Consider the following 25,682-nt stretch of genomic DNA (forward strand, 5'->3'; position numbering starts at 1 on the left):
ACCGATTCCGGAACTTATAACCGATCTGCAGCGACATGCGATGCCCACAAGCGAAACCGGGCGCTTATAGCGCCCGGTCGCAATCTCTATATCCTGATTTATTCCGCAGCGACGATCTTCCCGCCTTCCCACTTGTAAAGCGAGAAGCTTTGCGAGGTCAGGTCGCCGGTCTCGCCGTAGGTGAGCTTGCCGATGGCGGTCGGAACCTCCATCCCGTCCTTCAGAGCAGCCGCGACGGCTTCCGCATCCTCGGCGCTGCCGGCCTTTTCGATGCCGGCTTTCAGAACTTCGACGGCGGCATAGGCGTTGAGGGTGAAGGCCTCGGCCGGAATGTTCTTGGCGGCGAGCGCATCGGCAGCCGTCTTGGAGTCCGGGCTCTTGGTGGCGTCGGAAGCATTGGTGAACAGCGTGCCTCCCGCCGCATCGGTGCCGATCGCCCAGAATTCGGTGTTCGAGAGGCCGTCGCCACCGATGATCATCGCGTTGGCGGAGAGGTCATGCAGCTGGCGGGCGAGCAGGCCGCCCTCCGGGTGGTAGCCGCCGAAATAGACGATGTCGACCTTCTCGGACTTGATACGGGTGGTGAGGGCGCTGAAATCCTTGTCGCCAGGGGTGATCGCGTCATTGACGACTTCGGTGACGCCGCCGGCGTTCAGCGTTGCCTTGAAGGCGTCGGCAAGACCTTTGCCGTAGGCGCCCTTGTCGTTGACGATGGCGATGCGTTTGTCCTTGAAATTCTTCAGCACGTATTTGGCGGCGACTTCGGCCTGTTGATCGTCGCGGCCGCAGGTGCGCAGCACATTGGTGAGGCCGCGCTTGGTGAGGTCCGGGGCTGTTGCGGTCGGGGTGACCATCAGCACGCCGTTTTCAGCCAGAACGTCCGACACCGGGATCGCAACGCCCGATGTCACCGGGCCGACGACGAAGCGGATGCCGTCGCCAACAACCTTGTTGGCGGCGGAAACGCCCTGCTTCGGTTCGCCGGCATCGTCGGCCAGTTCCAGCACGACCTTCTCGCCGAGAATGCCGCCCTTCTTGTTGATCTCGTCGACGGCAGTCTGAGCGCCGTTCTTCACCTGATCGCCATAGGCGGCGACGGGACCGGTCAGCGGCGCGATCAGGCCGATGGTGATGTCGGCATGAGCAAGGGGCGCAAAGGCGAGTGACGCGACGAGGGTCGCCGTCAATGTCTTGAGGGTCATTGTCTGTCTCCTTGGATGGGGTCGTCGACCCGCGATGATGTGCCGCGCCGGCTTTCCCGATCATTCAACAGACTCCAGAGGCTGCGCCAAGGACGATCGGTAACGGTGCGATCAGCGAACCCGCCGGCCATGTTTGACTCGGGGAGGGCTCATGGCAAGATTTCTAGAAATTTTGATGGGATTGCGCAAGTTCATAACAAAATGGAAGGAAAATTCGGCGGATCCGGCTGAAAATTCAGTTGGAACGGATCATTTTCTCCGTTTTGTCGCGATTTTCAAACGCGAGGCGGCGAATGGTCACGACCTGCTTCCGGACAAAATCACATCCATAAGGTTGTCTTTAATTTCCCTATTAACCGTTAGTTTGGCCAATGGCAGTAGTATCCATGGGACCCCGAATACCGCCGCATTGAAAAAGAGAACAATACAAAGAATTAGATAGACCTATCGGGAAACAGAGATCTGCATGCTCAAGCGTATCGACGCCGGTCAGGTGTGTATCGGAATGTTTGTGGAGGTTATCGAGGGCCTGTGGCAGGATCCGTTTTTGTCCAAGCGCAGATTTTCCCTGCGGCGTGAGATTGATGCTGCAAAAATTCGTAAATGCGGCACTGCCGGCGTCGTCATCAATACCAGCAAGGGGCTCGATACCAACGGCCTGCCGGGCCGCGACGTCGAGATCGACATTCAGGCCGCGCGCGAGACCGTCCAGAAATCCGTGCAGTTGCTGGAAGAGGCTTTCGCAAAGCTGCGGAACGGCGATGGAGTCAGCATAGATCACGTGGCGCCGGTGATTTCGTCCGTCTCCAAGTCGATGGATGAGAACCCCGCGGTGTTCCTGAGCGTCACGCGCCTGAAATCAAAGGACGAGGTAACCTTCCTGCATTCCATTTCGGTGAGCGCGCTGATGATCCTTTTCAGCCGTCATCTCGCACTCGACGAGCATACGATTCAGATGCTCGGCACCGCGGGTTTGCTGCACGATGTCGGCAAGCTTGAAATTCCGCTTGAGGTGCTGAACAAGACGGGGCCCCTGGAAAAGGATGAAATCGGCTTGCTTCGGGGCCATCCGGAGAAGGGGCACGCGATCCTGTCGCGGCAGGAGGGCATGTCGGACATCGTTCTCGACGTTTGCCTCAATCATCACGAACGCATCGACGGCAAAGGCTATCCGCGCAGCTTGCCCGCCAGCGAGGTGAGCCTGCACGCGCGGATGGCCACGATCTGCGATGTGTATGACGCCATTACCTCTGTGCGGCCATATAAGGCGCCGTGGAGTGCCAGCCAGGCACTGAAATGGATGTTCGGCGCCGAGGGGCATTTCGATCGCCAGCTCCTGAAAAAGTTCGCCCTCTGCCTTTCCGTCGCCTCTGTGAACTGAGGTTTAAATTTTCAGACGGAAAGACCCGCGAGAACATTGTCTATCGCGGGTCTTTTGATGAGAGCCTCGTGAGCGTCTTCAGATGTTGTTCTGAAGAATGGTCCGCAGCTTGCCGAAGAGTTCGTCGATATGCTGCTTCTCGATGATCAGCGGCGGGGAGAGTGCGATGATGTCGCCGGTGGTGCGGATCAGAAGCCCGCTCTCATAGGCCTTCAGGAAGGCGGTGAAGGCGCGTTTCGTCGGCTCGCCGGCGATCGGGTCGAGTTCAATTGCGCCGATCAGGCCGGTGTTCCTGATGTCGATGACGTTGGGGCAATCCCTGAGTGAATGCAGCGCGTCGGCCCAGTAGTTGGAAAGTTCGCCGGCGCGGGTGAGCAGACCTTCTTCCTTATAGGTGTCGAGCGTGGCAAGGGCTGCGGCGGAAGCGATCGGGTTACCGGAATAGGTATAGCCGTGGAAGAACTCGATCATGTGCTCCGGGCCGTTCATGAAGGCATCATGGATCTCGGAGGTGACGAAGACAGCGCCCATCGGAATGACGCCGTTGGTCAGTCCCTTGGCGGTAGTGATCATGTCGGGCTTGACGTCGTAATATTGCGCGGCGAAGGGGGCACCGAGACGGCCGAAGCCGGTGATGACTTCGTCGAAGATCAGAAGGATGCCATGTTTGGTGCAGATTTCGCGCAGCTTCTGCAGGTAGCCTTTCGGCGGAATCAGGACACCGGTGGAGCCCGCCACCGGCTCGATGATGACGGCGGCGATGGTGGAGGCGTCATGCAGCGTGACGATGCGCTCGAGTTCGGTAGCGATGTCACCGCCATGCTCAGGTTCGCCGCGGGTGAAGTTGTTCTTGCCGGGCTGGTGGGTGTGCGGCATGTGGTCGACACCGGTCAGGAGCGTGCCGAACATCTTGCGGTTGGCGACGATGCCGCCGACGGAGATGCCGCCGAAATTGACGCCGTGATAGCCGCGCTCCCGGCCGATCAGGCGGAAACGCGAACCGTTACCCTTCACGCGGTGATAGGCAAGCGCCACCTTGAGCGCGGTCTCGACGGATTCGGAACCGGAATTCGTGTAGAGGACGTGGTTCATGCCCTCCGGAGCGATATCGACCAGCCGGTTCGCCAGTTCGAACGCCTTGGGATGGCCGAGCTGGAAAGCCGGCGCGTAATCGAGTTCGCCCGCCTGCTCGCGGATCGCTTCGGTGATTTTCGGGCGGCAGTGGCCGGCGTTGACGCACCAGAGACCAGCCGTGCCGTCCAACACCTGACGACCGTCATGGGTGGTATAATACATGTCCTTGGCGCCGACGAAAAACCGCGGCTCCTTCTTGAACTGGCGATTTGCCGTAAACGGCATCCAGAAGGCACGAAGATCGTTCGGTGCATTGAGGCGGTTGGACATGCTGTTCTCCTGACCGTTGGCGGCCCGTTCCCAGGGGCTTGTCGCCCGAATTTTTACTGCCCGGTCAAATTATCAGGGCTTCCCAACGCGTCAACGAGAAAAGTCCCGACAAAAAAGCGCGACCGGCAAATTGCGAGATTTGCCGGTCGTTTTGAGTTCAGCTGCTTGAATACGTTGCCGAGATTTGCGGGGAGCATTTCCTACGGCGCGGGCACCGGCCGACGTTCATGTCAGCGCTATCATCAGGCTGCGGATCTGCTTCTGCTCGGAACGAGGTAGATGTCTTCGAGCGTCGCCAGGATCTTCATGACCGGCTCGGATGTACTCGAATAGTAGATGGTTTGAGCGTCGCGGCGGGTCTTGACCAGCTTCTGCGCGCGCAGTTTCGAAAGGTGCTGTGAAAGCGCCGACTGGCTAAGGCCGACTTGTGTGGCAAGCACTCCGACGGCGACCTCGCCTTTTACCAGGCTGCACAGGATCAGCAATCTTTTGGGATTGGCCATGGCTGACAATAGTGCTGCCGCCACATTCGTGTGGTCAGCCAAATCGGGGGTTTCCATATTGTTATCTTCCTAATGCGAAACGTACATCATCTATCTGGTAAGGGCTGTCTGCCGGAGCCCGCGGCAAAATTAGCAACTGGGCTCGAAGATTGTATATACCTAAATTTAAGGTATCGAGTATGCTATTTTAGATATGTTTGAACAAATGTGATCGGAATCCACAGCGAGCGTTTCGAATTCGCATCGCACCAAAAAGTCGCTGGAAATGATCTCAAAACCCGCCGGATCGATACCGCAGATGCGCCAAGAAGCCGATTTCGGGGCTTTTAAGCGCATGGCAAGGGTTTGCGCCACATCGGAATGGCGCTCTACTAAATCTCGCACTATTTCGGCCGCTTTGGCGGCAACCTCTTCGTTTGCCGGTGATTGGATGATGAGATCCCCGCCGTCGAGACGGTAGGCGCGGCCGAAGCCGGCGTTGAGGCTCGCCTGCTCCGGTTTGAGACGGAAGAAGAGGAAATCGGGGAAATCGATATAGAGATTTGCCTTGGGATGGCGATCGAGGAAACGCGTGCGAATGCGCTCGTGGAGCCGATGACCATGCTCAATCGGCTCCGCCGTGCATTGGGTCGTCAGCCGGCCATGGGCAAGCGGATCGCCCTTGCCGGGCTCGCCGGTCAGCAGCGAGGCGCGCGGGTCTCTTGCGAGCGCCTTTGTGTGAGCCGAAAGTTTCGAAACCAGGATGACGGGGGCGCCGTCGATATCGGTGGCGAGGAGCACTCGGCTGGCAAAGGGAAAACCAGTATCGGGATCGAGAACGGCAATCGCCGCGTACCGTGCGGAGCGCAACAGCACGCGGGCGAGCCTGCGGGCCTCGTCGTCGGTTTCGCGTAAGGGCGAGGGCTGATCTTTCATACCCGCTTTGTGGCAAAGCGGATCGAAAACATCAAGCGTCCTCCTTGCGGCGATGACGCGTGAGGCCGGCGACGACATCCTGGGCGGTGATCGTGCCGATGACCGTACCGTTTTCCACGATGCCGATGCTGCCCGGCTGGCGGGCGAGTACGTCGAGGACATCGACGAGCGGAGTTGCGGCACGGGCCGTGGCGCTGACGCTCATGCCGGCCGCCGTCTGGCCGAGACCGGGCTGCATGACGTCGGCGGCGGTCAGCATGTTGATCGGGTTGAGGTTCTGCACGAAGTCGGCGACATACTGGTCCGCGGGGTTCTTGACGATGTCGTGCGGCGTTCCGCACTGAATGATCCGGCCGCCCTCCATGATGGCGATGCGATTGCCGATGCGGAAAGCCTCGTCGAGATCGTGGCTGACGAAGAGAATGGTCTTCTTCAGCCGCCGCTGGAACTCCAGGAGTTCGTCCTGCAGGCGGGTGCGGATCAGCGGGTCGAGCGCCGAGAAAGGCTCGTCCATGAGCAGGATCGGGGCGCCGGTGGCAAAGGCGCGGGCAAGGCCGACACGCTGCTGCATGCCGCCGGACAATTCGTTGACCTTGCGGTTCGCCCATTTCGTCAGGTTGACGAGTTCGAGCTGCTCGCCGACGCGGGCCTTGCGTTCGGCCTCCGGCATGCCGGCGAGTTCGAGACCGAAGCCGACATTTTCCGCGACGGTGCGCCAGGGCAGCAGGGCGAACTGCTGGAACACCATGGAGACGGTGTGGGTGCGCAGTTCGCGCAGCGCCTTGGCATTGCATTTGTAAGGATTGACGAGGCCGGTGGTCGTGGAGACCGCGACGTCGCCGCGCACCACGGGAGCGAGCCCGTTGACGGCGCGCAGCAAGGTCGACTTGCCCGAACCGGAAAGGCCCATCAGCACGAGGATCTCGCCTTCCTCGATCGTCAGCGACGCATCGGCGACGCCGAGCACCAGGCCAGTCGCGGCGCCGATCTCGTCACGCGTTTTGCCCTGGTCGGCCATGGCAAGAGCGGCTTCCGGCCGATCGCCGAAGATAATGCTGACATCCTTGAAGCTTACCGCGGTCATGCGCCGTCTCCTTCACCCGCCGTGCGGAACATGCGGTCGAGAATGATCGCCAGGATGACGATACAGAGACCGGCTTCGAAGCCTTTTGCGACATTGACGGTGTTCAGCGCACGCACGACCGGCACGCCGAGACCATCAGCGCCAACGAGTGCGGCGATGACCACCATCGACAGCGACAACATGATAGTCTGTGTGAGACCCGCCATGATCTGCGGCGCCGCGAAGGGGAGCTCGACCTTGCGCAGCACCTGCATCGGCCGCGCGCCGAAGGCGACCGCGGCTTCGACAAGGGAGGGCGGCGTCGAGATAATGCCGAGACGTGTCAATCGAATGGGAGCGGGGATCGCGAAGATGACGGTCGCGATCAGGCCCGGAACCATTCCAAGGCCGAACAGGATCAGTGCCGGGATCAGGTAGACGAATGTCGGAATGGTCTGCATCAGATCAAGTACCGGGCGCATGGCGGCATAGACCCAGGCGCGGCGGGCGGCCGCGATACCGAGTGGAATGCCAATCACCATGCTGACGAAGGTGGAGGCGAGCACGAGGGCGAGCGTCTCCGTCGTCTCCTTCCAGTATCCTTGGTTCATGATGAGCAGCAGCCCAAGACAGGTGAAGAGCGTGATCGCGATCGACCGCCGCAGCCAGAAGGCGAGGGCGGAAATAATCGCGATGACGATCAGCGGATGCGGCTTTTGCAGCACGAAGAGCAGGCCGTCGATGACGTGCGACAGCAGAAAGGCAAGCTGGTTGAAGAACCATTCGCCATTCGAGGTCAGCCAGTCCACGAAGGATTTGGCCAATGGGCCGATGGGAATCTTAGAGTCGGTGATCCAATTCAAGAGCGCGCCTATCCAGAAAAATAACAATCGGACAAAAATGAAGCGGGGCGGCGAACCGCCCCGTTCATGTGATCAAAGGCCGAGGCTGGTCTTGGCGGCCGCCAGAGCGTCGCCCTTGCCGTCGCGGGTCTTGACGCCGGCGAGCCAGGGCTCGAGCGCCGACGGGTTGGCCTTCAGCCATTCGGTAGCCGCGGCTTCCGGCTCCTTGCCGTCGTCGAGGATCTTACCCATGATCTGGTTCTCCATGTCGAGGGAGAACGTCAGGTTCTTCAGCATCGCGCCGACATTCGGGCATTCGCCGAGGTAGCCGGCGCGGACATTCGTGTAGACCTTGGCGCCGCCGAAGTCGGGACCGAAGACGTCGTCGCCGCCCGTGAGATAGGTCAGCTTGAAGTTGGTGTTCATCGGATGGGGTTCCCAACCGAGGAAGACGACGGGCTTGCCTGCCTTCTCGGCGCGAGCGACTTGGGCGAGCATTCCCTGTTCGGAGGATTCGACGACTTCCATATCCTTCATGCCGAAGGTGTTCTTTTCGATCAGATCCATGACGAGGCGGTTGCCGTCATTGCCGGGTTCGATGCCGTAGATCTTGCCGTCGAGATCGTCCTTGTGGGCGGCGATATCCTTGAAGTCCTTAATGCCGAGCTCAGCACCCTTGGCGTTGGTGGCGAGCGTGTACTTGGCGCCAACGAGGTTGGGGCCAAAGGATTCAACCGACTTGTCATCGATATAGGGCCGGACGTCCTTTTCCTGCGTCGGCATCCAGTTGCCGAGGAAGATGTCGATGTCCTTGTTCTTCAGCGAGGTATAGGTGACCGGCACCGAGAGTACCTTGACGTCGGTCTGGTAGCCGATGCTCTTCAGGACGACGGAGGCGGTCGCCGTCGTGGCGGTAATGTCAGTCCAGCCGACATCGGAGAAGTGGACGGTGGAGCAGCTGTCGGGATCGGCGGCGAAAGCGGCGGTCGCAACGGAGAGGGCGGCGACGGCAGTTGCAGTGACGAGTTTGAATGCGCTTGTTGTTTTCATTTTAGACTCCCAGTCTTTAGGTCCCCAAGCCAATCACCAATAGCCCAGTTTGACAAGCGACCTCAGTGTGTTTGCGTCGTATCGACGGGTGCGATTGCGACGTTCGCAGATTTTTCGCAGTCGCGGGTTTTTTGCGCCTTTCGGCGGGTTTCGGGCGTCAATTCCTGTGATTATTGCCGTTGCGGGGCTTTTCTTTGCCGATCCGAGCTTTCAATAAACCGATCAGGGAGAAATCCGATGGCAAAGCTCTATTTCAACTACTCGACGATGAACGCCGGCAAGTCGACGATGCTGCTGCAAGCCTCCTATAATTATCAGGAGCGCGGCATGCGCACGTTGCAGCTGATCGCCGCCTTCGACGAGCGCGCCGGCCGCGGCGTCATCGGTTCGCGGATCGGGCTGGAGGCGAGCGCCATACCCTTCGAGCCGGACGAGGATCTGTTCCGGCTGGTCATGACGCAGAGCGGCGAAGGGGCGCCGATCTCGTGCGTCTTCGTCGACGAGGCGCACTTCATGACGCCTCTCCATGTCTGGCAGCTTGCCCGCATCGTCGACCGACTCGGCATCCCCGTCATGGTCTACGGGCTGAGGACGGATTTTCAGGGCAAGCTGTTTCCGGCCTCCCAGGAGCTTTTGGCGATCGCCGACCGAAATGCGCGAGGTGCGCACGATCTGCCACTGCGGGCGTAAGGCGACGATGGTGGTGCGGCTGGACGCGCAGGGGAAGGTGTTGCACGAAGGCGCGCAGATCGATGTCGGCGGCAATGAGAAATATGTCTCACTCTGCCGCAGGCACTGGGATGACGAAATGAATGGGGCCTGGATCGCCGAGCCGGTGTGAGGCGGTGACAGAGCCGGTTTTCTTCGGCGTCTGGAGCGGCTAGCTTGGGCAGAAGATTCTCCGGAGGGATGAGGTGCGCAAAGCTCCGCCGTTCGACAGTCAGTACGAAGCCGCAGGCGGCCTTGCCGAAAAGATTGCGGCCGAGGGAGCCTATTGCGAAGCCTGCATCCGCGGCTTTGACAGCGACGAAACACGATCGGCCGACGAGGTTTTTCTCGAACAGAATGCGCGCTTCCAGGCCCATATCGCCGATGGCGCGGCGCTCGATGCGTTGCTTGCCGAGCTGGTCTTTACATTGGACCGGATGACGGGGGAGGTTTCGGCCGATCTCGACAGTTCCCGCGGATTGACGCTGCGCGAGAAAATGGCCGGCTGGACATCGCGCCAGCGGATGTGGCGCATGTATACCGAACGCGTGCGCGAGGCGCCTGCCATCGAGCGGCTGCTCGATCTCCTCGCGAAATCCGACGCGCTCGCCAGGCTGATTGTAAGCCAGCGCACCTCGATCATCGAACGCCACAAGATAGCCGAACACGGTCTCGTAGGCATTGTCGAGCAACGGCGCCGGCTGGTCGATTCGATCGACATCGCCCGACTGAAGATGAAGGAGCTCAACGCCAAAGCACTGACGACGCAGGGCCGTATCGGCGTCTATGGCAACAGGGCGCACTGGGAACAGATGGAGGCAGAGCGGCGGGCGTTGAAGGCGGAGGCCGAACGAATTTCCGCGGAGGAGCACGAGATGCGGGAGGACAGCCAGCGGCGCGAGCGCTTCATCGGCCTGTTCCAGGCTTTGGTGGATTCGCTGAATGGCCGGATCGGTACCTGCAACGTCTTGCTGCGCAAGCTGATGATCGATGTCGAGGAGCGGCTGATCATCTATCAGGCGCAGGTCGATACCGACCGGCCGGGCATGAAGGCCAGGATCAAGCCGGAGCTTTTCCCCGATATTGCAGCGCCGATCAGGCTGTTCGAGAAGGGGATGCTGGTCGCCCAGGATCTGGAGCGGCGCAAGAGCCGCGCCGACCTGGAAGCCGCAGGAAAGTTTCCTGCTTGGGCCGAGCCGTCGCAGGCAGTGTCGGGAGCGCCGCTCATCGATGCCGCCCGCAGGTCCTTCCGCTTCAGGTTGCCATTTCTGCGCTCCTGATCCGTGACGCCGCGCTGTTCGCGCTGCTTTCATTCGTAAAAATCGGGCGGCTCGTGTTGTGCTCGGGCGGGCGAGCGCATATGTGGATGCAGCGGGGCGGCGATGTCCTCCTGCTTAATTCCTTAACTCGGAACCGATTTAAGGAATTATGCAGCAACTCAAAGTGCTACAGCGTCCTTAGCGCGTGTAAAAGCGCGCGGCGCTGTAGTGTTCGCCTCGCCTGACAGGAGACGACGATGCTTGACCGGATTGCCGGTTTTTTCAGGCTGATCGGCCAGACGATCGGCCGCTGGGCCCGCCTGTTTTCCGCCTGGGCCTTCTGGCCCTTCCTCGCCGCGCATGGCTGGTATCAGCGCCGGAGCTGGATGATCCAGTTGCCGATCGTCGCGTTCGTCGCCCTCTTCGTCATGCTCTACGGCTATTTCTTCTGGCAGACGCAGGTGTGGACGAATTTCAACACCGCTTTCGTCGATCAATATCGGCTTTCCGAACGCAAGGTACCCGCCGGGCAGGAACTGCCGGTCGCCGAAGGGGCGGGTGCTGGGACCGCCAAGACCTGCCAGCGCTCGGCTATCGTCGATGTCGCCGCTGACCTGACCGATTTTAACGTCGACCAGAATGCATGGATTTCCTCCATGCTGCTCTACAAGATGGGCTTCTTCGGCATCGACTGGGACCACACGCCCTTCCTCGACAACAAGGCCTCGTTCCAGCGCGGTATCAACCAAGCCGTTCGTCGGACTTCGGCGGAGCTTGTCGACACGCTCGGGCGCGTGCGTGGCACGTCTGGCATCAACAATGACCTGCAGAGCGCACGCGGCAATCTGCAGTTCGACGAATACAGCTGGTATTTCGGGCTCAATCCCTTCGGCCCGAAGACGCCGACGCCTTCCTTCTACCGTACGGCGATAAGAGACCTGCGCAAGTTCAACACAGATCTCGCCGCCTGCAACGCTGTTTTCGACGGCCGCGCCGACAACCTCATGCAGTTCATCGACCGCATCGCCAACGATCTTGGTAGCACCTCCGACATGCTTGCCGAGCGCTCGGAACACCACAATCGCGGCTGGTTCGACACGCGCGCCGACGACCGATTCTGGTTCGCCTACGGCCAACTCTATGCCTATTACGCCATCCTGACCGCCGCGCAGGCGGATTTCTCGCAGGTCGTGCGGGAGCGCAATCTGGGCGCGATCTGGGGCGGCACCACGCGGCAGTTCCAGGCGGCACTGCGCATCCAGCCCGCGATCATCTCGAATGGTCGCGAAGACGGCTGGATCATGCCGAGCCACCTCGCCACCATGGGCTTCTATATCCTGAGGGTGCGCTCGAATCTCGTCGAGATCCGGTCGGTGCTCGATCGTTAGGGCGTCGGTCGTCAGCGGCATGCGGTATGATCTTCAAAGCCAACGACGCGCAGCTAGGCTGCTCGAAGCGAAGAGACACGATTCCCCCTATTCACAGGATGACGTGCCGATCCTCTTCTGATTTTTCAGCTGATCAGCTTTAATCGAATTGCTTTGGCTACCAACTGGGTCCGGTTGACGCAATCGAGTTTTTTGATCGCATTGGTCATATAGGCGTTCACGGTATGGTCCGAGAGCGTCAGGATCTGGCCTATTTCGATCGAGGTCTTGCCCTGTGCCGTCCAGCGCACCACTTCAAGTTCACGCGCCGACAGCGCATTGTGCGCGCTTTCCTCGTTGCGTCTGACCGCATTGAACGCGTCAAGGGCATGCAGAGTGATGATCGCCAGCTCGTTGACCTCGCTCTGGCTGAGCGCCGCACGCTCGCCGCAGAACCAGAAGACCAGGCGCCGGCCATCGACTGCAATGGTCGGCATGGCAACGCCCGCAGGTATCGCATGGCGCAGCATCAAGGCGCGCAGTTCGGCCGGAAAGGCCTGTCCATTGACGGCATCGCTGAGGTGCCAGGCCTGCGGCACGGCCGACTCCCTCAACCGTACGCCGAAAGGGCAACCACGCATCATGTTGGCGCGATCGAAATCTCTGATATAGGCCGCGGGAAGCGAGCTTTCGATCAGCAGCGGCTTTAGGAGAAGGTCTTCCGGTGAGGGAGCGTGCATCAGCGTCGCATAGGACAGTCCGAAGGCCGCGGAGACTCTGCCGAGCCCTTGCGCAAACAGGCTGCGTGTTCCTGCAACAGCAAGTTCCGCCGAAAGCAACGACTGTCTTTCAGAGGTGGTCATGTAAGACATTTGTACGCCTCCGGCAGCCTCAATGTTAACGCTATCAAATACACAAACACCGCCGGAAGCTAGTCCCAATTGCCTTTTGTCAAGCCGATCAGCCTGAAACGCACAGAAATAGTCACAACTGCGCGCGCATCGGTTGAGTTGCGGCTTGCGCAAGTAGCGTTGTGGTATCTTTGACTTCTGCTGCGGCGGGATAGCTGGGGATTCTTCCTGCTCCACGCAGGAAGAGAATCACGCCGGAAGAGCCTGGGCGGCGGGAGGCGTCGAAATCCGGCTTGCTGCGGCACGATGCAATTGATAAGCGTATCATCATGTATAACTGAGGCGATTTAATCGTGCGCTTTGCACCTGGTTGGCATTTTAAGCATCTGTTTTCTCTGGCAGTACTTGTTGTTCTTTTGTTGAACTTGTCGCTCGGTGCCGCGCCTTCGCAGGCGGCTGGGCAGAAGAAGCAGGCAGGGCAACCCCCGATGCGTTTCATCATCGTGCGCAGCCTCCTCTGCATGGAAGACTGTCCTGAATGGATATCGGCGGAGGGCCGCATAACCTCCGATACTCCCACCCAGCTTAGGAAAGTTCTGAAGAAAATCGGGGACAGGAAACTGCCTGTCGTCTTCCAGTCGGAAGGCGGTGAGGTGGATGCTGCCTATGCGATGGGCCGGATGATCCGCAAGGCAGGCCTGGAAACAGCTATCGGGGGGACGCGACTGAAGGATTGCCCGGAGGATGATGCGCGCTGCGCTGCGGCTATCGCCAAGGATGGCAGCTCGGTCGGCGTCACCTATTCGGATGGTGCATACTGCTTTTCTGCGTGTCCCCTGGCCTTCGCCGGCGGCATCTCGCGCGTCTCGTCGCAATGGGCCTTCATCGGCGTCCACCAGATCACGACCGTCTACAACAGGGTGCGTATCTCCTATCGCATCGAATATAAGATCGTGAACGGCAAGAAGGCGGAAATTTCGCGCAAGGAGGTTGGACGCAAGGCGGCGGGACAGAGCAGCTCCACCAAGCTCGGCAAGAAGGCCACTGCTGCCCTGAAGACCTATTTGAAGGAGATGGGCGTCAGCGGTGATCTGATCGCTTTGATGATGAGTACGGCTCCTGATCGCATCACGATCGTACCGCCCGCAGATGCACTTCGCATGGGTCTGAACACCGACATGCTGGCTTACAATGAGTGGCCGGGAATGCCGCTCTGCGGGCCGGGTGCAGCCACTGATGCCGTCTGCCACGGCCATTCGGCGGTCGAAGCGGCTGAGGCGCCCGGGCAGGCTGCAGTCGCAGACACAAGCGAGAAACTGCCGACAACCCAGCCGATGGACTTTCTCCTGATGCATCACGGCAATTGTCAGGAGGAGTGCACGCAGTGGATTTCTGCGGAAGGAGACATCACTCCCGATACCCCGGCCCGGCTGAAGGCGATCTTGAAGCCGCTCGGCGAAAGAAAGCTGCCGATCGTGCTTCAGTCCAATGGCGGGGACATGGATGCGGCTTTCGCAATGGGACGCATCATCCGTGCTGCAGGTCTGGAGACCTCGGTTGGCAGAACACGGTTGCCGAACTGCCCGACCCTAAATCCGCGTTGCAAGGCGAGCATGGCCAAAAGCGGGTCGACCGAGGGGGAGGTCTCCGCCGGCGGTGCATACTGCCTTTCGACCTGTGCTCTCGTCTTGATGAGCGGAACGCCGCGGATTGTCGGATATTCCGATATCGGCCTTGTGAGACCCACGACGGCTGAATCTACGAAATTCTTCGCCTATTTCGAAGAGATGGGTGTCAATGCCGAGTCTTTCGAGGCGATGATGATCGCGACCTCGATTGAGCGAAAAGAAATCCCTCGTGCGCAGGCGCTCGAGCTTGGCATCGTCAATGGCATCATCCCTTATGGTGATGAGCCCGGCGATCGCCTGTGTGGACCCGATGCCAAGGAAAGTCTTCGATGCCCCAGAAAAGCTGAGGCAGAGATCGTTCCTGTTGCTGGGGCCTCGAATTGACGCGGAAGGGAACGCCATGACAGCGGTTTGCCCACGCACTGACGTGACAACCAGTTCGTCGTCCCTCTATCCCTTGTCCTTCAAATCGTTCTTCGATGTCACGCTCATGAGCTTCTCGAGGAAGCCGAGCATGACGGCCGAGGCGACGAAGGCGAGGTGCATCAGAGTCAGCCACATGATCTTGCCGTCGTCGTATTTGTCGGCATTGAGAAAGACCTGCAGCAAGTGGATGGAGGAGATGGCGACGATCGAGGAGGCGACCTTGATCTTGAGGCTACCTGAATCGAGCTTGCCAAGGAAGGAAACCTCGTTGTCCGCATCGCTGGCCTCGTCGAAACGGCTGACGAAATTCTCGTAGCCTGAAATCATCACCATGACGATCAGACTGGCGACGAGGGCGGCATCGATTAGGCCGAGCATGGCAAGGATCATTTCCGCCTCGTCGAGCACGAAAACATCGGCGGCGATTTTCAGGAACTTGTAGCCGAAGGAAACGGCATAGACGGCGAGCGCCGCCACCAGGCCGATATAGAAGGCGACCAGGATCCAGCGGCTCGACAGGATGATGCGCTCGATGATGAGTTCCAGTGCTTTCATGTCTTTACCTTAAGAAGCCGCGATCGTTGAGCGCCACATAATGATCCAGCAGGGCGGTCGCAAGGCGAGCGCTATTCACAGCATGCCGATATTTCGATATCCCAGTGGCGAGGACAAGCGCTTTCGCGCCCGCGAAAGGCCGGGACGGAGGAGCATCCATGCCATCAATCAAATCCGATATCGAAATCGCGCGCGCCGCGGCCAAGAGGCCGATCTTCGATATTGGGGCAAAGCTCGGCATGGCGGCCGAGCAGCTCGTCCCCTATGGTCACGACAAGGCAAAGGTCAGCGCCGAGTTCATCGCGGCGCAGGCGGGCAAGAAGGACGGCAAGCTGATCCTCGTCACAGCGATCAATCCGACGCCGGCCGGCGAGGGCAAGACGACGACAACAGTCGGCCTCGGCGACGGGCTGAACCGGATCGGTAAAAGGGCGATCGTCTGCATACGCGAGGCGTCGCTCGGTCCCTGCTTCGGCGTCAAGGGCGGGGCGGCCGGCGGCGGCTATGCGCAGGTCGTGCCGATGGAAGATATCAACCTGCATTTCACCGGCGATTTCCACGCGATCACCTCGGCGCACAATCTGCTGGCGGCGATGATCGACAACCACATCTACTGGGGCAATGGAGAGAATATCGACATTCGCCGCATCGCCTGGCGGCGGGTCATGGACATGAACGACCGGGCGCTAAGGAGCATGGTCTCCTCGCTCGGCGGCGTCGCCAACGGTTTTCCACGCCAGGGCGGCTTCGACATCACCGTCGCTTCCGAGGTGATGGCGATCCTCTGCCTGGCCACCGATCTGAAGGATCTGGAGCGGCGGCTCGGCGACATCATCATCGGCTACCGCTTCGACAAGACGCCGGTGCATGCGCGCGATCTGAAAGCCGACGGCGCCATGGCCGTGCTGCTCAAGGATGCGATGCAGCCGAACCTCGTGCAGACGCTGGAGAACAATCCGGCCTTCGTACATGGCGGTCCCTTCGCAAATATAGCCCATGGCTGCAATTCGGTGACGGCGACGAAGACGGCGCTGAAGCTCGCAGATTACGTGGTGACGGAAGCGGGATTCGGAGCGGATCTCGGGGCTGAGAAATTCTTCAATATCAAATGCCGCAAGGCCGGGCTGAGGCCGGACGCGGCCGTCATCGTCGCGACCGTCAGGGCGCTGAAGATGAATGGTGGCGTCAAGAAGGAGGATCTCGGCACCGAGGATGTCGTGGCGTTGAAAAAGGGCTGCGCCAATCTTGGCCGCCACGTTGCCAATGTGCGCCGCTTCGGCGTGCCCGTGGTCGTCGCGATCAATCATTTCGTTTCGGATACCGATGCCGAGATCGCGGCGGTGAAGGAATTCGTGTCGCGGCTCGGCGCTGAAGCGATCCTCTGCCAGCACTGGGCGAAGGGTTCGGCCGGTATCGAGGAACTGGCGCATAAGGTGGTGGAACTGGCCGAATCCGGCCAAGCGAAATTTCAGCCGCTCTACGGCGACGACATTTCGCTGTTCGAAAAGATCGAGATCGTCGCCTCGAAGATCTACCATGCCGGCGAGGTGACCGCCGACAAGGCGGTGCGCGATCAGCTGCAGACATGGGAGGAGCAGGGCTACGGCAAGCTGCCGGTCTGCATGGCGAAGACGCAATATTCCTTCTCCACCGATCCGAACCTGCGCGGCGCGCCAGAAGGCCATATAGTCTCCGTGCGGGAGGTACGGCTTTCAGCCGGCGCCGGCTTCGTCGTCGCCATCACCGGCGAAATCATGACGATGCCCGGCCTGCCGAAATCGCCCTCAGCGGAACGGATTTTTTTGAATGAGCAGGGTTATATCGAGGGGTTGTTCTGATCAGGCGTGGTGAAGGGACGGGATGCGGCCTCTCGATCCTCTCTTCTCCCCGAGGGGAGACGGGAATATGCCGCACCGTCTCCGTTCCCCGCCAGTTCTTGTTTGATGATGGGGTCCTGACCTTCGACGTTAATGACAATAACGATAGCCGCCCTTCCTTTCGATGATGTCGAGATGGAAATGGGTTTCGTGGGCCGCGTCGCTTTCGGGGTCGAGTACGGTCGTGAAATAGAGGCAGCCGGCGGCGCTGACGGCGCGTTGGAAGGCACCGGTCAGCGTTGGGTCCTCGCGACGGGAGCGGACGGCGACATCCTCGCCCTTTTCGAAATGGAAGCTGGCAATATCGATGGCGTTGCCGCGGGCATGCTCGGAGATCTTGCCTGTTTCGGCGCCATTGCGCAGGCGGCACATATAGGCGGTAGCCTGGTTGACGACAGTGATGCGACCCTGCTCCGGCAGGGCGGCGGAAGCGGCAGGGATGACGCTCTCCTTCATCCAGCGGGCAAGTGCGAGTGCCGCCGGGCAGCGGATCGTTGCCTCCGGTTTGACGGCGATACCGGGCAGAGCCTCCGAGACGATGATCGGTTTGTCGATGCCGCAGCCGTTGCCGTCATCGATGCGCGGCGTTTCCTTGAAGACGGCACCCAGAGCCTTGAGTGCAGACGTGCATTCGGCATGCTCGGCGTCACTCTCGGATTCGATCGTCAGATGCTGCTCTTCAAGCGTCTGCTCGCCGGGCGGCTTTTCTTCCGGTGGAGTCTGCGGGCTCTCTAGCTGGCCCGGCGGAAGCGGCGGGCCCTGCATCGGTTCTGAATGCTCAGGCTTTGCCGGTTCGGCTGGCGAGGCAGGCGGCTGGTCCGGTGCGGATGTCTCCGGCTCCTTTACGTCAGGTTTCGGCTGAGGGGCCGGCACCTGTTCAGGCGCGGAGGGTTCCGCTTTTTCTGAGGACGGGCGGGTGGGGGCGGCCGTCTGCCCGGCATCGGGCCGAGGCTCTGGCAATGGGCCGTGCGGGGGCAGGCGGGCACCAGCCAGAAAGGCGGTAGCGGCGAGGAGGATCGCCAAAGTCGAAAATTTTCTCAATCCATGCGATTCCTAATATTGGTGGCTAGAGGCAACGCATGAGAGCGTTTTTCGTTGCAATCGTGCAACATTTTTGACGATCGCAAAAACCTGACAATAATATCCAACATAAGGCGGGGCGATTTGTGTTGACTGTTATCGTCATGTTTTCACCGGGCGGATCGCCACTTTCCACACTCGTTATCAGAATTTCATCGAGACGGTGACGAGCGTTGACGCGACCGGCTTCAGAGCTTCAATTACACCAACGTGGCTGCGGCGACGATCTCGGGTGTTGAAGCAAGTGCCGTCAAGACGTTCAATAACGGCATCAATCTGCATGCTCGCTTGCCTATGCCTACGGCAGGAATGAAGAAACCACCCAGCGCCTGCGCTCGGTGGCGCCGTTCAAGGCGATTGTGGGCGGCGGCTGGAGCAATGACACCTTCGGCTTCGATCTGTCCTCGAAGCTATCTGCCGGCATGCTCACAGACCATCTCAATACACCCGTCACCAACACCAACGACACAACCTTCGATGCGCACGGTTACGCAATCATCGACCTGAACGGCTGGTGGACGCCGGAACAGTTGCCCGGCCTGCTCGTTCAAGCTGGTGTCTACAATATTTTCGACCAGAAATATTTCAATGCGCTGGCCGTACGTGACGTCAACCTGGTCTCGACCGCATCGCAGCCTCGCGATTGGTATTCCGAGCCGGGCCGTACCTTCAAGGTGTCGCTCACGAAGACATTCTGATTGCCGGCGACACACTTTCACGGCTGGGGAGGGGCGGCTTTCGGGCCGCCCTTTTTCATTGCGCAATCGCCTCTTGCGCGGCGGCTGATCTCAGGCTAACAATTTTCCATGATTACGTCCTTGAACATTGCTGTTTGGTGGTGGGCTCGCTGAGGCGGCCTCGACCAATCGTGTCCAAAGACGACGAGTGAGCCGCCCGAAACTTCGAGGCGGCTTTTTTGTTTTATCGCCGCCTGTCGTCCGGGCCCCGATAACGGAGTGGAACAATGGTAACGATCCTGCGGGATGATGGTGCGGAACTCTACGAGACCAAGGGCGGCATATCAGTCACCCGGCAGCGGCGGGCAATCCCCTATGCCGATGCGGTCTCTTCCTATATCGACAAGCTCGACGAGCGCCGCGGCGCGGTGTTTTCGTCGAACTACGAATATCCGGGCCGTTATACCCGTTGGGACACCGCCGTCGTCGATCCGCCGCTCGGCATCTCTTCCTTCGGGCGCAACGTCTGGATCGAAGCCTATAATGAACGCGGCGAGGTGCTCCTCGGTTTCGTGACCGAACGGCTGCAGACCGTCCCTGACCTCGTGCTCGGCGCTTCCTCAGCCCGGCGGCTCGACCTCTCCGTCAAGACGCCGGACCGGGTGTTCACCGAGGAAGAGCGCTCGAAGATTCCGACGGTGTTCACAGTGCTGCGGGCCGTGAGCGATCTTTTCTACTCGCAGGCGGATGCGAGCCTCGGGCTTTACGGCGCCTTCGGCTATGACATCGCCTTCCAGTTCGACGCGATCGATCTGAAACTGACGCGCCCTTCCGACCAGCGCGACATGGTGCTCTACCTGCCGGATGAAATTCTCGTCGTCGACAACTATGCCGCCAAGGCCTGGATCGACCGGTATGATTTCGCGAAGGACGGCGTGACGACCGAAGGCAAGGCGGAAGATATCGCGCCCGAGCCCTTCAAGCAGACGGATGCCATTCCGCCGAAGAGCGACCACCGGCCGGGCGAATATGCCGAGCTCGTCGTCAAGGCGAAGGAAAGCTTCCGCAAGGGTGATCTCTTCGAGGTCGTGCCTGGGCAGAAGTTCATGGAGCGCTGCGAAAGCAAGCCTTCCGACATTTCCAAGCGGCTGAAGGCGATCAATCCGTCGCCCTATTCCTTCTTCATCAATCTTGGCAATCAGGAATATCTGGTCGGCGCCTCGCCCGAAATGTTCGTGCGGGTCTCCGGACGGCGCATCGAGACCTGCCCGATCTCGGGCACGATCAAGCGCGGCGACGACCCGATCGCCGATAGCGAACAGATCCTGAAGCTCTTGAATTCGAAGAAGGACGAGTCCGAGCTGACCATGTGCTCGGACGTCGACCGCAACGACAAGAGCCGCGTCTGCGAGCCCGGTTCCGTCAAGGTGATCGGCCGCCGGCAGATCGAGATGTATTCGCGCCTCATCCACACGGTCGATCATATAGAAGGCCGGCTGCGCGACGACATGGATGCCTTCGACGGTTTTCTCAGTCACGCCTGGGCGGTGACCGTCACCGGCGCCCCGAAGCTCTGGGCGATGCGCTTTATCGAGAGCCATGAAAAAAGCCCACGCGCATGGTATGGGGGGGCGATCGGCATGGTCGGCTTCAATGGAGATATGAACACCGGCCTGACGCTGCGCACCGTGCGCATCAAGGACGGCATCGCCGAGGTGCGTGCCGGTGCGACATTGCTCAACGATTCCATTCCAGAGGAAGAAGAAGCCGAAACCGAATTGAAGGCCTCCGCCATGCTTTCCGCCATCCGAGACGCCAAGACCGGCAATTCCGGCAAGATTCAGCGCGACGTCGCCAGCGTCGGCAAGGGCGTCAGCATCCTGCTGGTCGACCATGAGGACAGTTTCGTCCATACGCTCGCCAATTATTTCCGCCAGACGGGGGCAACGGTTTCGACCGTGCGGACGCCGGTGCCGGAAGAGATCTTCGACCGGCTGAGCCCGGATCTGGTCGTGTTGTCGCCCGGGCCCGGAACGCCGAAGGATTTCGATTGCAAGGCGACGATCAAGAAGGCGCGGGCCCGCAACCTGCCGATCTTCGGCGTCTGCCTCGGCCTGCAGGCGCTCGCCGAAGCCTATGGTGGGGAATTGCGCCATCTGGCGCTGCCGATGCACGGCAAGCCGTCGCGCATCCGCGTGCTGGAACCGGGCATCGTCTTCTCCGGCCTTTCGAAGGAAGTGACGGTCGGCCGCTACCACTCGATTTTCGCCGATCCCTCGACTTTGCCGCGTGAGTTCATCATCACGGCGGAGAGCGACGATGGCACGATCATGGGTATTGAACATGCCAAGGAGCCGATTGCCGCGGTGCAGTTCCACCCCGAATCGATCATGACGCTCGGCGGCGATGCCGGCATGCGGATGATCGAGAATGTCGTGGCGCACCTGGCGCGCAAGGTGAAGACGAAGGCGGCTTAAACCAAGTATCATCTCGCCCCTTCCGTACGCGGACGGGGCGAGGGTTGACTCTGCCAGGAAAATCAGAACATTTCCGGAACGATCAACCGGGAATTATCGCCGTGGCCAGTGCCGAGAAATTCATCGTCCTTCCCTACCGCAAGAACCGCGGCAATCTCGTGCCAGGCGAAATGCGGCAGGCATCGAACGCCGTCAGCGCGGAAAAGATCGCCTCGGCGATGGCCGAGCGTTTCGTCGGGGTCGCGGCCTATGCCGTCATCGTCGATGAGGAGACCGGCGACATGAGCTCGCCGCGACTGCTCGCGCGGTATGGCGAGATTGCCGATCTCAACGCCGCCTGAGCGCGATTTTCCCATGGAGACGTCGCTCTACCTGCCGGTCAAAGCCTTCCTGGAGGCGGCGGGTTACGCCGTCAAAGGCGAGGTCGGCGGATGCGATCTCGTTGGCTTGAGCTATGGCGAGCCGCCGGTCGTGGTCGTCTGCGAACTGAAGCTCACCTTCAACCTCGAACTTCTTCTCCAGGCGGTCGATCGCGCGGCGATGAGTGATGAGGTCTGGATCGCGGCGCGGGTTTCGGCCAAGGGGCGTGGGCGAGAGACGGACAAGCGCTACCGCGACCTTTGCAGGCGGCTCGGCATCGGCATGCTCGGCGTCTCGGATGGCGGCGAGGTCAGCGTCATCGTCAGTTCCATCTCGCCGATGCCGCGCACCAATCCCAAGCGGCGTTCGCGCCTCGTCAAAGAGCATCAGTGCCGTCGCGGCGATCCTGCCGTTGGCGGCGGCTCGCGGGCGCCGATCATGACGGCCTATCGCCAGCAGGCGCTGCTCTGCGCGGCCGCGCTCGATCGGGGAATTGTGCGCCCGCGGGATATGAAGGCGCTTACGCCGAAGGCCGGTCCGATCCTGCGCGACAATGTCTATGGATGGTTCGAGCGCCAGGAAAAAGGCGTCTACGCCCTGACGTCGGCAGGCCAGGCCGCTCTTCTGCGGTGGCCGCAATCTCTCCAGTCCGATCCCGCTCCCTCGGCGGTGTAGAAGATCGCGTATCGTGTGCCTGCGCTGCTTTCACATCGGCACGCGGCCACAGCTGTGAAGGACGCGTCATTCTCTTTGACAAATCCTCGATCATCGCCCATATCACCCTCAACTGGGCCGCCTGCGCGACATTCGCGTGGGCGGTTTTGCATTTCAATGGCTTGGATCCTGCAATTCATTCGCAACCGCAGGAGGACGATATGAACGACAACGGCGATCTGACGGTTCGGAAGCTGGCGATGTGGGGAATTCCGCTGTCGCTCGGCGTCATGGGGCTGAAGATGGTGGCTTGGTGGGTGACCGGATCGGTGGCGCTGCTGTCGGACGGGCTCGAATCCACGGTCAACGTTGTTGCCGCCTTCGTCGCTTTCTTCGTGATCCGTTATGCGCAGAAGCCGGCCGATCAAGACCATCCCTTCGGCCATCATAAGGCGGAATATCTCTCCGCGGTCACCGAGGGCGTGCTGATCGTCGTTGCCGCGCTGCTGATCGTCAACGAGGCGGTCGGCTATCTCGCTGCGCCGCGCATGCTCGATGCACCGATGCTCGGCCTTGCGATCAATCTGGCGGCTGGCGTCATCAATGCGGTCTGGGCGAGCCTGTTGATCCGGACCGGACGCAAACATCGCTCGGCGGCGCTGGCGGCGGATGGACAGCATATCATGTCGGATGTGGTGACATCCGTCGGCGTGCTCGTCGGCCTGCTGCTGGCCCTGGCGACGGGTAATGCGATCTTCGACCCGGTTCTTGCGATTCTCGTTGCCATCAACATTCTCTATCAAGGCTGGAGGGTGATCTCGCAATCGATCGGCGGTCTGATGGACCAGGCGGTCGAGCCGCAGGAAGAAGAAGCGATCAAGCAGGCGATCGCCACCCATGCGGCGGGTTCGATCGGCGTGCATGACCTGAAGACGAGGCGGGCAGGCGCCGTCACTTTCATCGATTTTCACATGGTGGTGCCTGGCACTATGTCCGTGCGGCAGGCGCATGATATATGCGACCGCCTTGAGGATGCCATCAGAGCGGTGCATGAGGGCGCCAAAATAGCCATTCATGTGGAGCCGGAGGGCGAAAAGGCCCATGGCATCCGCGTCAAAGTCGTCAAGGAGGCATGATGCCGAATACCGATGTTTCCAGCCTGTCGATGCTGGGTCAGCAAACCGAAACCGCGAAATCGCCGGAGGAGGCGGTGCTGGAAAAAGTGCCGTCCAATCATGCCGGCACCGACTATGTCGTGCGCTTCACCGCGCCGGAATTCACCTCCCTCTGCCCGATGACGGGGCAGCCGGATTTCGCCCATATCGTCATCGACTACATCCCCGGCGAATGGCTGGTGGAATCGAAGTCCCTGAAACTCTTCTTGTTTTCCTTCCGCAATCACGGCGCCTTCCACGAGGATTGCTCGATCTACATCGCCAAGCGCATCGTCGAACTGGTCGACCCCAAGTGGCTGAGGATCGGCGCTTACTGGTATCCGCGTGGCGGCATTCCGATCGACGTCTTCTGGCAGACGGGCAAGCCGCCGGAAGGTGTGTGGCTGCCGGAGCAGGGCGTCGCAACCTATCGTGGCCGTGGGTGAGGCGCGCTCGGGCGTAGCCCGAGCAATCGATTTGAGTGAATCGATTGCAGCGACGAACGCCCTGAGCCCAAGCGAAGGGCCGGGATACGGGGCGGCAATGTAAAACCAACTGCCGCCCATTTCCGCCCGTTAAACCTCAGACATCCGTAACGTCGCCGGACGAGTCATCACTGTAATCGTCCGCATCGTCGTAATCGGCCTGTTGCACATCGTCGTCATTGTCATTGCCGGCATTATCCGCGGCCTGACGGGTGTCGTCATTGCCATAATAATTGTTGATGATGGTCTCTTCGGTCGGTGCGGTAGCATTGCCGAACGGGTTGGCGCCGAAGGGCGAGCCCCAACCGAGCGAAGACATGTGATTGCCGAAGATGCCGCTCAACGAGTTGGCAAGCAGCATGCCGCCGGCAACGCCGGCTGCCGTGCCGAGAGCGCCGCGTAGAAAACTGCCGCCGGCAGACGGCGCGTAGGCCTGCTGGCTCCAGGGGCCGGCGGGCTGCTGCGGCGTCTGGCGATCGTAGCCGCGCGGCTCGTCATAGGCGCGGGACGGTTGGCTCCAGGGGCCGGGGTTGGAGGGGACAGGCGCGGGCTGCTGCGTCTGGGTGTTGCCGAAGATCGAACTCAGGAAGCCGCCGCCCTGTTCTGCCTGGTGGTGCTCGCTGGCTCCGGCTTCAAACTGCCGCACGCGCTCCTCGAGTTCCTTGATGTGGTTGGCGGCCGCTTCCAGCCCTTTTTCCTGCACGATGACGGCCTGGGCGAGATAATAAGTGGCGGACGGCTGCTCGCGCGTCGCCTGATCGATCAGGGCTTCGGCTTCGCGATCGCGCGGCTGGGCTTGCGCGGTGCGCACGCGGTCGAAGAGGGCGGTCAGCAATTGGCGTTCTTCCGGTGACATGTCCGGTCTCCTGTTGATTTCATTTGGCGGTTGCCATGTGAGAGGTGAGGTAGGAACCGATTCCGGCTTTTCAAAGCCTTCCAACCGTTACATTTCAGTAAGGCTTGCGGAACGATGCGCGGCTTCTTAAGGATATCTCCACCGCTTCGGTGCCTTGTGTTTTTCCCGCATTGTTTTAGGCATTGAGTCGCACTATGTGCGAGGAACCCGAATTCATCTCCGAGAGGTTCGAATGAACGACGAAGAACAGGACGACAAGACGAAGGAACTGCCGCTCGGCAAGGAAACGGAGGCGAATCTTTTCAAGTCGCGTTCGATCTTCATCTATGGACCGATCAACCAGGAACTGGCGCAGAAGGTCTGCTCGCAGCTCGTCGCGCTTGCCGCGGCCAGCGACGAAGACATTCGCATCTATGTCAATTCGCCCGGCGGTCACGTCGAATCCGGCGATTCCGTCCATGACATGATCAAGTTCATCAGGCCGAAGGTCTGGATGATCGGTACGGGCTGGGTCGCTTCGGCCGGCGCGCTGATTTACGTCGCGGCTCCCAAAGAGCGGCGCCTGTGCCTGCCGAATACGCGCTTCCTGCTGCACCAGCCGTCGGGCGGCACGCGCGGCATGGCGTCCGACATCGAGATCCAGGCACGCGAGATCATCAAGATGAACGAGCGTCTGAACAAGATCATGGCGGAGGCTACCGGCCAGCCGATCGACAAGATCGCCAAGGATACGGATCGCGACTACTGGCTCTCTGCCGAAGAGGCGAAGGATTACGGCCTCGTTTCGCGGATCGTGACGTCGCAAGCCGACATCTGAGTTTTCTGGACTGAAGCGTTCAAGACGCCCTTGCCTGCCGACCGCAGGCAGGGGTGTCTTGCTTTCAGATGGCTTGAGGTCATCGACCAGC

At 60.4% G+C, this 25,682-nt stretch carries 24 protein-coding genes and 2 pseudogenes; 14 read left to right on the top strand and 12 right to left on the bottom strand.

The genetic code is table 11. The annotated features are described in order from the left end of the window. Positions 1-98: 98 nt before the first annotated feature. On the bottom strand, positions 99-1,202 hold the full coding sequence (locus J7U39_RS03415) for a branched-chain amino acid ABC transporter substrate-binding protein (protein ID WP_210630408.1): 1,104 nt from the start codon (positions 1,200-1,202) through the stop codon (positions 99-101). 151 nt (positions 1,203-1,353) lie between these two features. Here J7U39_RS03415 and J7U39_RS03420 point away from each other — a divergent pair, with 151 nt between their 5' ends. Both J7U39_RS03420 and J7U39_RS03425 read left to right on the top strand, forming a co-directional pair. Continuing rightward, positions 1,354-1,644: a hypothetical protein gene (locus tag J7U39_RS03420; RefSeq protein ID WP_210630410.1), complete on the top strand. Its 291-nt coding sequence runs from the start codon at positions 1,354-1,356 to the stop codon at positions 1,642-1,644. A gap of 24 nt (positions 1,645-1,668) precedes the next feature. Continuing rightward, positions 1,669-2,583 (top strand): HD-GYP domain-containing protein, encoded by a 915-nt coding sequence (locus tag J7U39_RS03425; protein WP_210630411.1) that lies wholly within the window; start codon positions 1,669-1,671, stop codon positions 2,581-2,583. A gap of 78 nt (positions 2,584-2,661) precedes the next feature. On the opposite strand, the gene J7U39_RS03430 is transcribed toward J7U39_RS03425, so the two are convergent. The 6 genes from J7U39_RS03430 to J7U39_RS03455 all read right to left on the bottom strand — a co-directional run bounded on the left by J7U39_RS03430 (position 2,662) and on the right by J7U39_RS03455 (position 8,360). Further along, a complete protein-coding gene (locus J7U39_RS03430) occupies positions 2,662-3,987 on the bottom strand; it encodes an aspartate aminotransferase family protein (protein WP_210630413.1) in 1,326 nt (441 codons plus the stop codon). Between the two features lie 242 nt (positions 3,988-4,229). Next, positions 4,230-4,547 (bottom strand): metalloregulator ArsR/SmtB family transcription factor, encoded by a 318-nt coding sequence (locus tag J7U39_RS03435; RefSeq protein WP_064684394.1) that lies wholly within the window; start codon positions 4,545-4,547, stop codon positions 4,230-4,232. Positions 4,548-4,655: 108 nt separating this feature from the next. Beyond that, a complete protein-coding gene (locus tag J7U39_RS03440; RefSeq protein ID WP_210630414.1) occupies positions 4,656-5,405 on the bottom strand; it encodes a pyridoxamine 5'-phosphate oxidase family protein in 750 nt (249 codons plus the stop codon). Positions 5,406-5,436: 31 nt separating this feature from the next. Then, a complete protein-coding gene (gene choV / locus J7U39_RS03445) occupies positions 5,437-6,489 on the bottom strand; it encodes a choline ABC transporter ATP-binding protein (protein ID WP_210630416.1) in 1,053 nt (350 codons plus the stop codon). Further along, positions 6,486-7,331 (bottom strand): choline ABC transporter permease subunit, encoded by an 846-nt coding sequence (gene choW / locus J7U39_RS03450; protein WP_210630418.1) that lies wholly within the window; start codon positions 7,329-7,331, stop codon positions 6,486-6,488. Before choW ends, choV begins: the two co-directional genes overlap by 4 nt. Before the next feature lie 72 nt (positions 7,332-7,403). Next, positions 7,404-8,360: a choline ABC transporter substrate-binding protein gene (locus J7U39_RS03455; RefSeq protein WP_210630419.1), complete on the bottom strand. Its 957-nt coding sequence runs from the start codon at positions 8,358-8,360 to the stop codon at positions 7,404-7,406. Positions 8,361-8,597: 237 nt separating this feature from the next. Here J7U39_RS03455 and J7U39_RS03460 point away from each other — a divergent pair. The 3 genes and pseudogenes from J7U39_RS03460 (at position 8,598) to J7U39_RS03470 (ending at position 11,715) form a co-directional block, all read left to right on the top strand. Next, positions 8,598-9,201 (top strand): annotated as a pseudogene (locus tag J7U39_RS03460) (thymidine kinase). A 73-nt stretch (positions 9,202-9,274) separates the two neighbouring features. Continuing rightward, positions 9,275-10,348, top strand: a complete 1,074-nt coding sequence (locus J7U39_RS03465) for a hypothetical protein (protein WP_210630420.1) — start codon at positions 9,275-9,277, stop codon at positions 10,346-10,348. Between the two features lie 236 nt (positions 10,349-10,584). Beyond that, positions 10,585-11,715, top strand: a complete 1,131-nt coding sequence (locus J7U39_RS03470) for a DUF2333 family protein (protein ID WP_210630421.1) — start codon at positions 10,585-10,587, stop codon at positions 11,713-11,715. A 125-nt stretch (positions 11,716-11,840) separates the two neighbouring features. Here J7U39_RS03470 and J7U39_RS03475 read toward each other — a convergent pair whose 3' ends face one another. Both J7U39_RS03475 and J7U39_RS31660 read right to left on the bottom strand, forming a co-directional pair. Next, positions 11,841-12,566 (bottom strand): LuxR family transcriptional regulator, encoded by a 726-nt coding sequence (locus tag J7U39_RS03475; protein ID WP_210631582.1) that lies wholly within the window; start codon positions 12,564-12,566, stop codon positions 11,841-11,843. A gap of 112 nt (positions 12,567-12,678) precedes the next feature. Beyond that, positions 12,679-13,047, bottom strand: coding sequence for a hypothetical protein (locus J7U39_RS31660; RefSeq protein WP_247241714.1), 369 nt, complete (start codon positions 13,045-13,047; stop codon positions 12,679-12,681). Here J7U39_RS31660 and J7U39_RS03480 point away from each other — a divergent pair. Next, positions 13,034-14,557 carry a hypothetical protein gene (locus J7U39_RS03480; RefSeq protein WP_247241716.1) on the top strand — a complete coding sequence of 508 codons (1,524 nt, stop codon included), beginning with the start codon at positions 13,034-13,036 and terminating at the stop codon, positions 14,555-14,557. The two genes, J7U39_RS31660 and J7U39_RS03480, sit on opposite strands and share 14 nt — an antisense overlap. 66 nt (positions 14,558-14,623) lie before the next feature. On the opposite strand, the gene J7U39_RS03485 is transcribed toward J7U39_RS03480, so the two are convergent. Further along, positions 14,624-15,154, bottom strand: coding sequence for a TIGR00645 family protein (locus J7U39_RS03485; protein ID WP_210630423.1), 531 nt, complete (start codon positions 15,152-15,154; stop codon positions 14,624-14,626). Positions 15,155-15,312: 158 nt separating this feature from the next. On the opposite strand from J7U39_RS03485, the gene J7U39_RS03490 reads away from it, so the two are divergent. Next, on the top strand, positions 15,313-16,992 hold the full coding sequence (locus J7U39_RS03490) for a formate--tetrahydrofolate ligase (RefSeq protein ID WP_210630424.1): 1,680 nt from the start codon (positions 15,313-15,315) through the stop codon (positions 16,990-16,992). Between the two features lie 129 nt (positions 16,993-17,121). Here the strand turns inward: J7U39_RS03490 and J7U39_RS03495 are convergent, their stop codons facing one another. Continuing rightward, a complete protein-coding gene (locus J7U39_RS03495) occupies positions 17,122-18,072 on the bottom strand; it encodes an extensin family protein (RefSeq protein WP_210630425.1) in 951 nt (316 codons plus the stop codon). 148 nt (positions 18,073-18,220) lie between these two features. Between J7U39_RS03495 and J7U39_RS03500 the strand changes: the two are divergent. The 6 genes and pseudogenes from J7U39_RS03500 to queF form a co-directional block, all read left to right on the top strand. Beyond that, a pseudogene (locus J7U39_RS03500) lies at positions 18,221-18,809 on the top strand (TonB-dependent receptor); the annotation flags it as partial. Between the two features lie 266 nt (positions 18,810-19,075). Further along, positions 19,076-21,265 (top strand): anthranilate synthase, encoded by a 2,190-nt coding sequence (locus tag J7U39_RS03505; protein WP_210630426.1) that lies wholly within the window; start codon positions 19,076-19,078, stop codon positions 21,263-21,265. Between the two features lie 101 nt (positions 21,266-21,366). After that, positions 21,367-21,606 carry a hypothetical protein gene (locus tag J7U39_RS03510; protein WP_210630427.1) on the top strand — a complete coding sequence of 80 codons (240 nt, stop codon included), beginning with the start codon at positions 21,367-21,369 and terminating at the stop codon, positions 21,604-21,606. A 13-nt stretch (positions 21,607-21,619) separates the two neighbouring features. Beyond that, positions 21,620-22,300, top strand: a complete 681-nt coding sequence (locus J7U39_RS03515; RefSeq protein ID WP_210630428.1) for a DUF2161 family putative PD-(D/E)XK-type phosphodiesterase — start codon at positions 21,620-21,622, stop codon at positions 22,298-22,300. A gap of 200 nt (positions 22,301-22,500) precedes the next feature. Beyond that, positions 22,501-23,415 (top strand): cation diffusion facilitator family transporter, encoded by a 915-nt coding sequence (emfA, locus tag J7U39_RS03520; RefSeq protein ID WP_210630430.1) that lies wholly within the window; start codon positions 22,501-22,503, stop codon positions 23,413-23,415. Then, entirely contained in the window at positions 23,415-23,879 is a 465-nt protein-coding gene (gene queF, locus J7U39_RS03525; protein WP_210630432.1) for a preQ(1) synthase, read from the top strand. Before emfA ends, queF begins: the two co-directional genes overlap by 1 nt. 136 nt (positions 23,880-24,015) lie before the next feature. Here queF and J7U39_RS03530 read toward each other — a convergent pair whose 3' ends face one another. Further along, positions 24,016-24,774 carry a DUF2076 domain-containing protein gene (locus tag J7U39_RS03530; protein WP_210630433.1) on the bottom strand — a complete coding sequence of 253 codons (759 nt, stop codon included), beginning with the start codon at positions 24,772-24,774 and terminating at the stop codon, positions 24,016-24,018. A 232-nt stretch (positions 24,775-25,006) separates the two neighbouring features. On the opposite strand from J7U39_RS03530, the gene J7U39_RS03535 reads away from it, so the two are divergent. Then, positions 25,007-25,591 (top strand): ATP-dependent Clp protease proteolytic subunit, encoded by a 585-nt coding sequence (locus J7U39_RS03535; protein ID WP_210630434.1) that lies wholly within the window; start codon positions 25,007-25,009, stop codon positions 25,589-25,591. Positions 25,592-25,682: the final 91 nt, after the last annotated feature.

Origin of the sequence: Rhizobium sp. NLR16a (assembly GCF_017948245.1) — a bacterium.
GTDB lineage: Bacteria > Pseudomonadota > Alphaproteobacteria > Rhizobiales > Rhizobiaceae > Rhizobium.

Excerpts from the sequence above, each read along its gene's own strand:
- J7U39_RS03415 (WP_210630408.1), bottom strand. The coding sequence starts at position 1,202 with ATGACCCTCAAGACATTGACGGCGACCCTCGTCGCGTCACTCGCCTTT.
- J7U39_RS03420 (WP_210630410.1), top strand. The coding sequence starts at position 1,354 with ATGGCAAGATTTCTAGAAATTTTGATGGGATTGCGCAAGTTCATAACA.
- J7U39_RS03425 (WP_210630411.1), top strand. The coding sequence starts at position 1,669 with ATGCTCAAGCGTATCGACGCCGGTCAGGTGTGTATCGGAATGTTTGTG.
- J7U39_RS03430 (WP_210630413.1), bottom strand. The coding sequence starts at position 3,987 with ATGTCCAACCGCCTCAATGCACCGAACGATCTTCGTGCCTTCTGGATG.
- J7U39_RS03435 (WP_064684394.1), bottom strand. The coding sequence starts at position 4,547 with ATGGAAACCCCCGATTTGGCTGACCACACGAATGTGGCGGCAGCACTA.
- J7U39_RS03440 (WP_210630414.1), bottom strand. The coding sequence starts at position 5,405 with ATGAAAGATCAGCCCTCGCCCTTACGCGAAACCGACGACGAGGCCCGC.
- choV (WP_210630416.1), bottom strand. The coding sequence starts at position 6,489 with ATGACCGCGGTAAGCTTCAAGGATGTCAGCATTATCTTCGGCGATCGG.
- J7U39_RS03455 (WP_210630419.1), bottom strand. The coding sequence starts at position 8,360 with ATGAAAACAACAAGCGCATTCAAACTCGTCACTGCAACTGCCGTCGCC.
- J7U39_RS03470 (WP_210630421.1), top strand. The coding sequence starts at position 10,585 with ATGCTTGACCGGATTGCCGGTTTTTTCAGGCTGATCGGCCAGACGATC.
- J7U39_RS03475 (WP_210631582.1), bottom strand. The coding sequence starts at position 12,566 with ATGTCTTACATGACCACCTCTGAAAGACAGTCGTTGCTTTCGGCGGAA.
- J7U39_RS03480 (WP_247241716.1), top strand. The coding sequence starts at position 13,034 with ATGCGTTTCATCATCGTGCGCAGCCTCCTCTGCATGGAAGACTGTCCT.
- J7U39_RS31660 (WP_247241714.1), bottom strand. The coding sequence starts at position 13,047 with ATGATGAAACGCATCGGGGGTTGCCCTGCCTGCTTCTTCTGCCCAGCC.
- J7U39_RS03485 (WP_210630423.1), bottom strand. The coding sequence starts at position 15,154 with ATGAAAGCACTGGAACTCATCATCGAGCGCATCATCCTGTCGAGCCGC.
- J7U39_RS03490 (WP_210630424.1), top strand. The coding sequence starts at position 15,313 with ATGCCATCAATCAAATCCGATATCGAAATCGCGCGCGCCGCGGCCAAG.
- J7U39_RS03505 (WP_210630426.1), top strand. The coding sequence starts at position 19,076 with ATGGTAACGATCCTGCGGGATGATGGTGCGGAACTCTACGAGACCAAG.
- J7U39_RS03515 (WP_210630428.1), top strand. The coding sequence starts at position 21,620 with ATGGAGACGTCGCTCTACCTGCCGGTCAAAGCCTTCCTGGAGGCGGCG.
- emfA (WP_210630430.1), top strand. The coding sequence starts at position 22,501 with ATGAACGACAACGGCGATCTGACGGTTCGGAAGCTGGCGATGTGGGGA.
- queF (WP_210630432.1), top strand. The coding sequence starts at position 23,415 with ATGCCGAATACCGATGTTTCCAGCCTGTCGATGCTGGGTCAGCAAACC.
- J7U39_RS03530 (WP_210630433.1), bottom strand. The coding sequence starts at position 24,774 with ATGTCACCGGAAGAACGCCAATTGCTGACCGCCCTCTTCGACCGCGTG.
- J7U39_RS03535 (WP_210630434.1), top strand. The coding sequence starts at position 25,007 with ATGAACGACGAAGAACAGGACGACAAGACGAAGGAACTGCCGCTCGGC.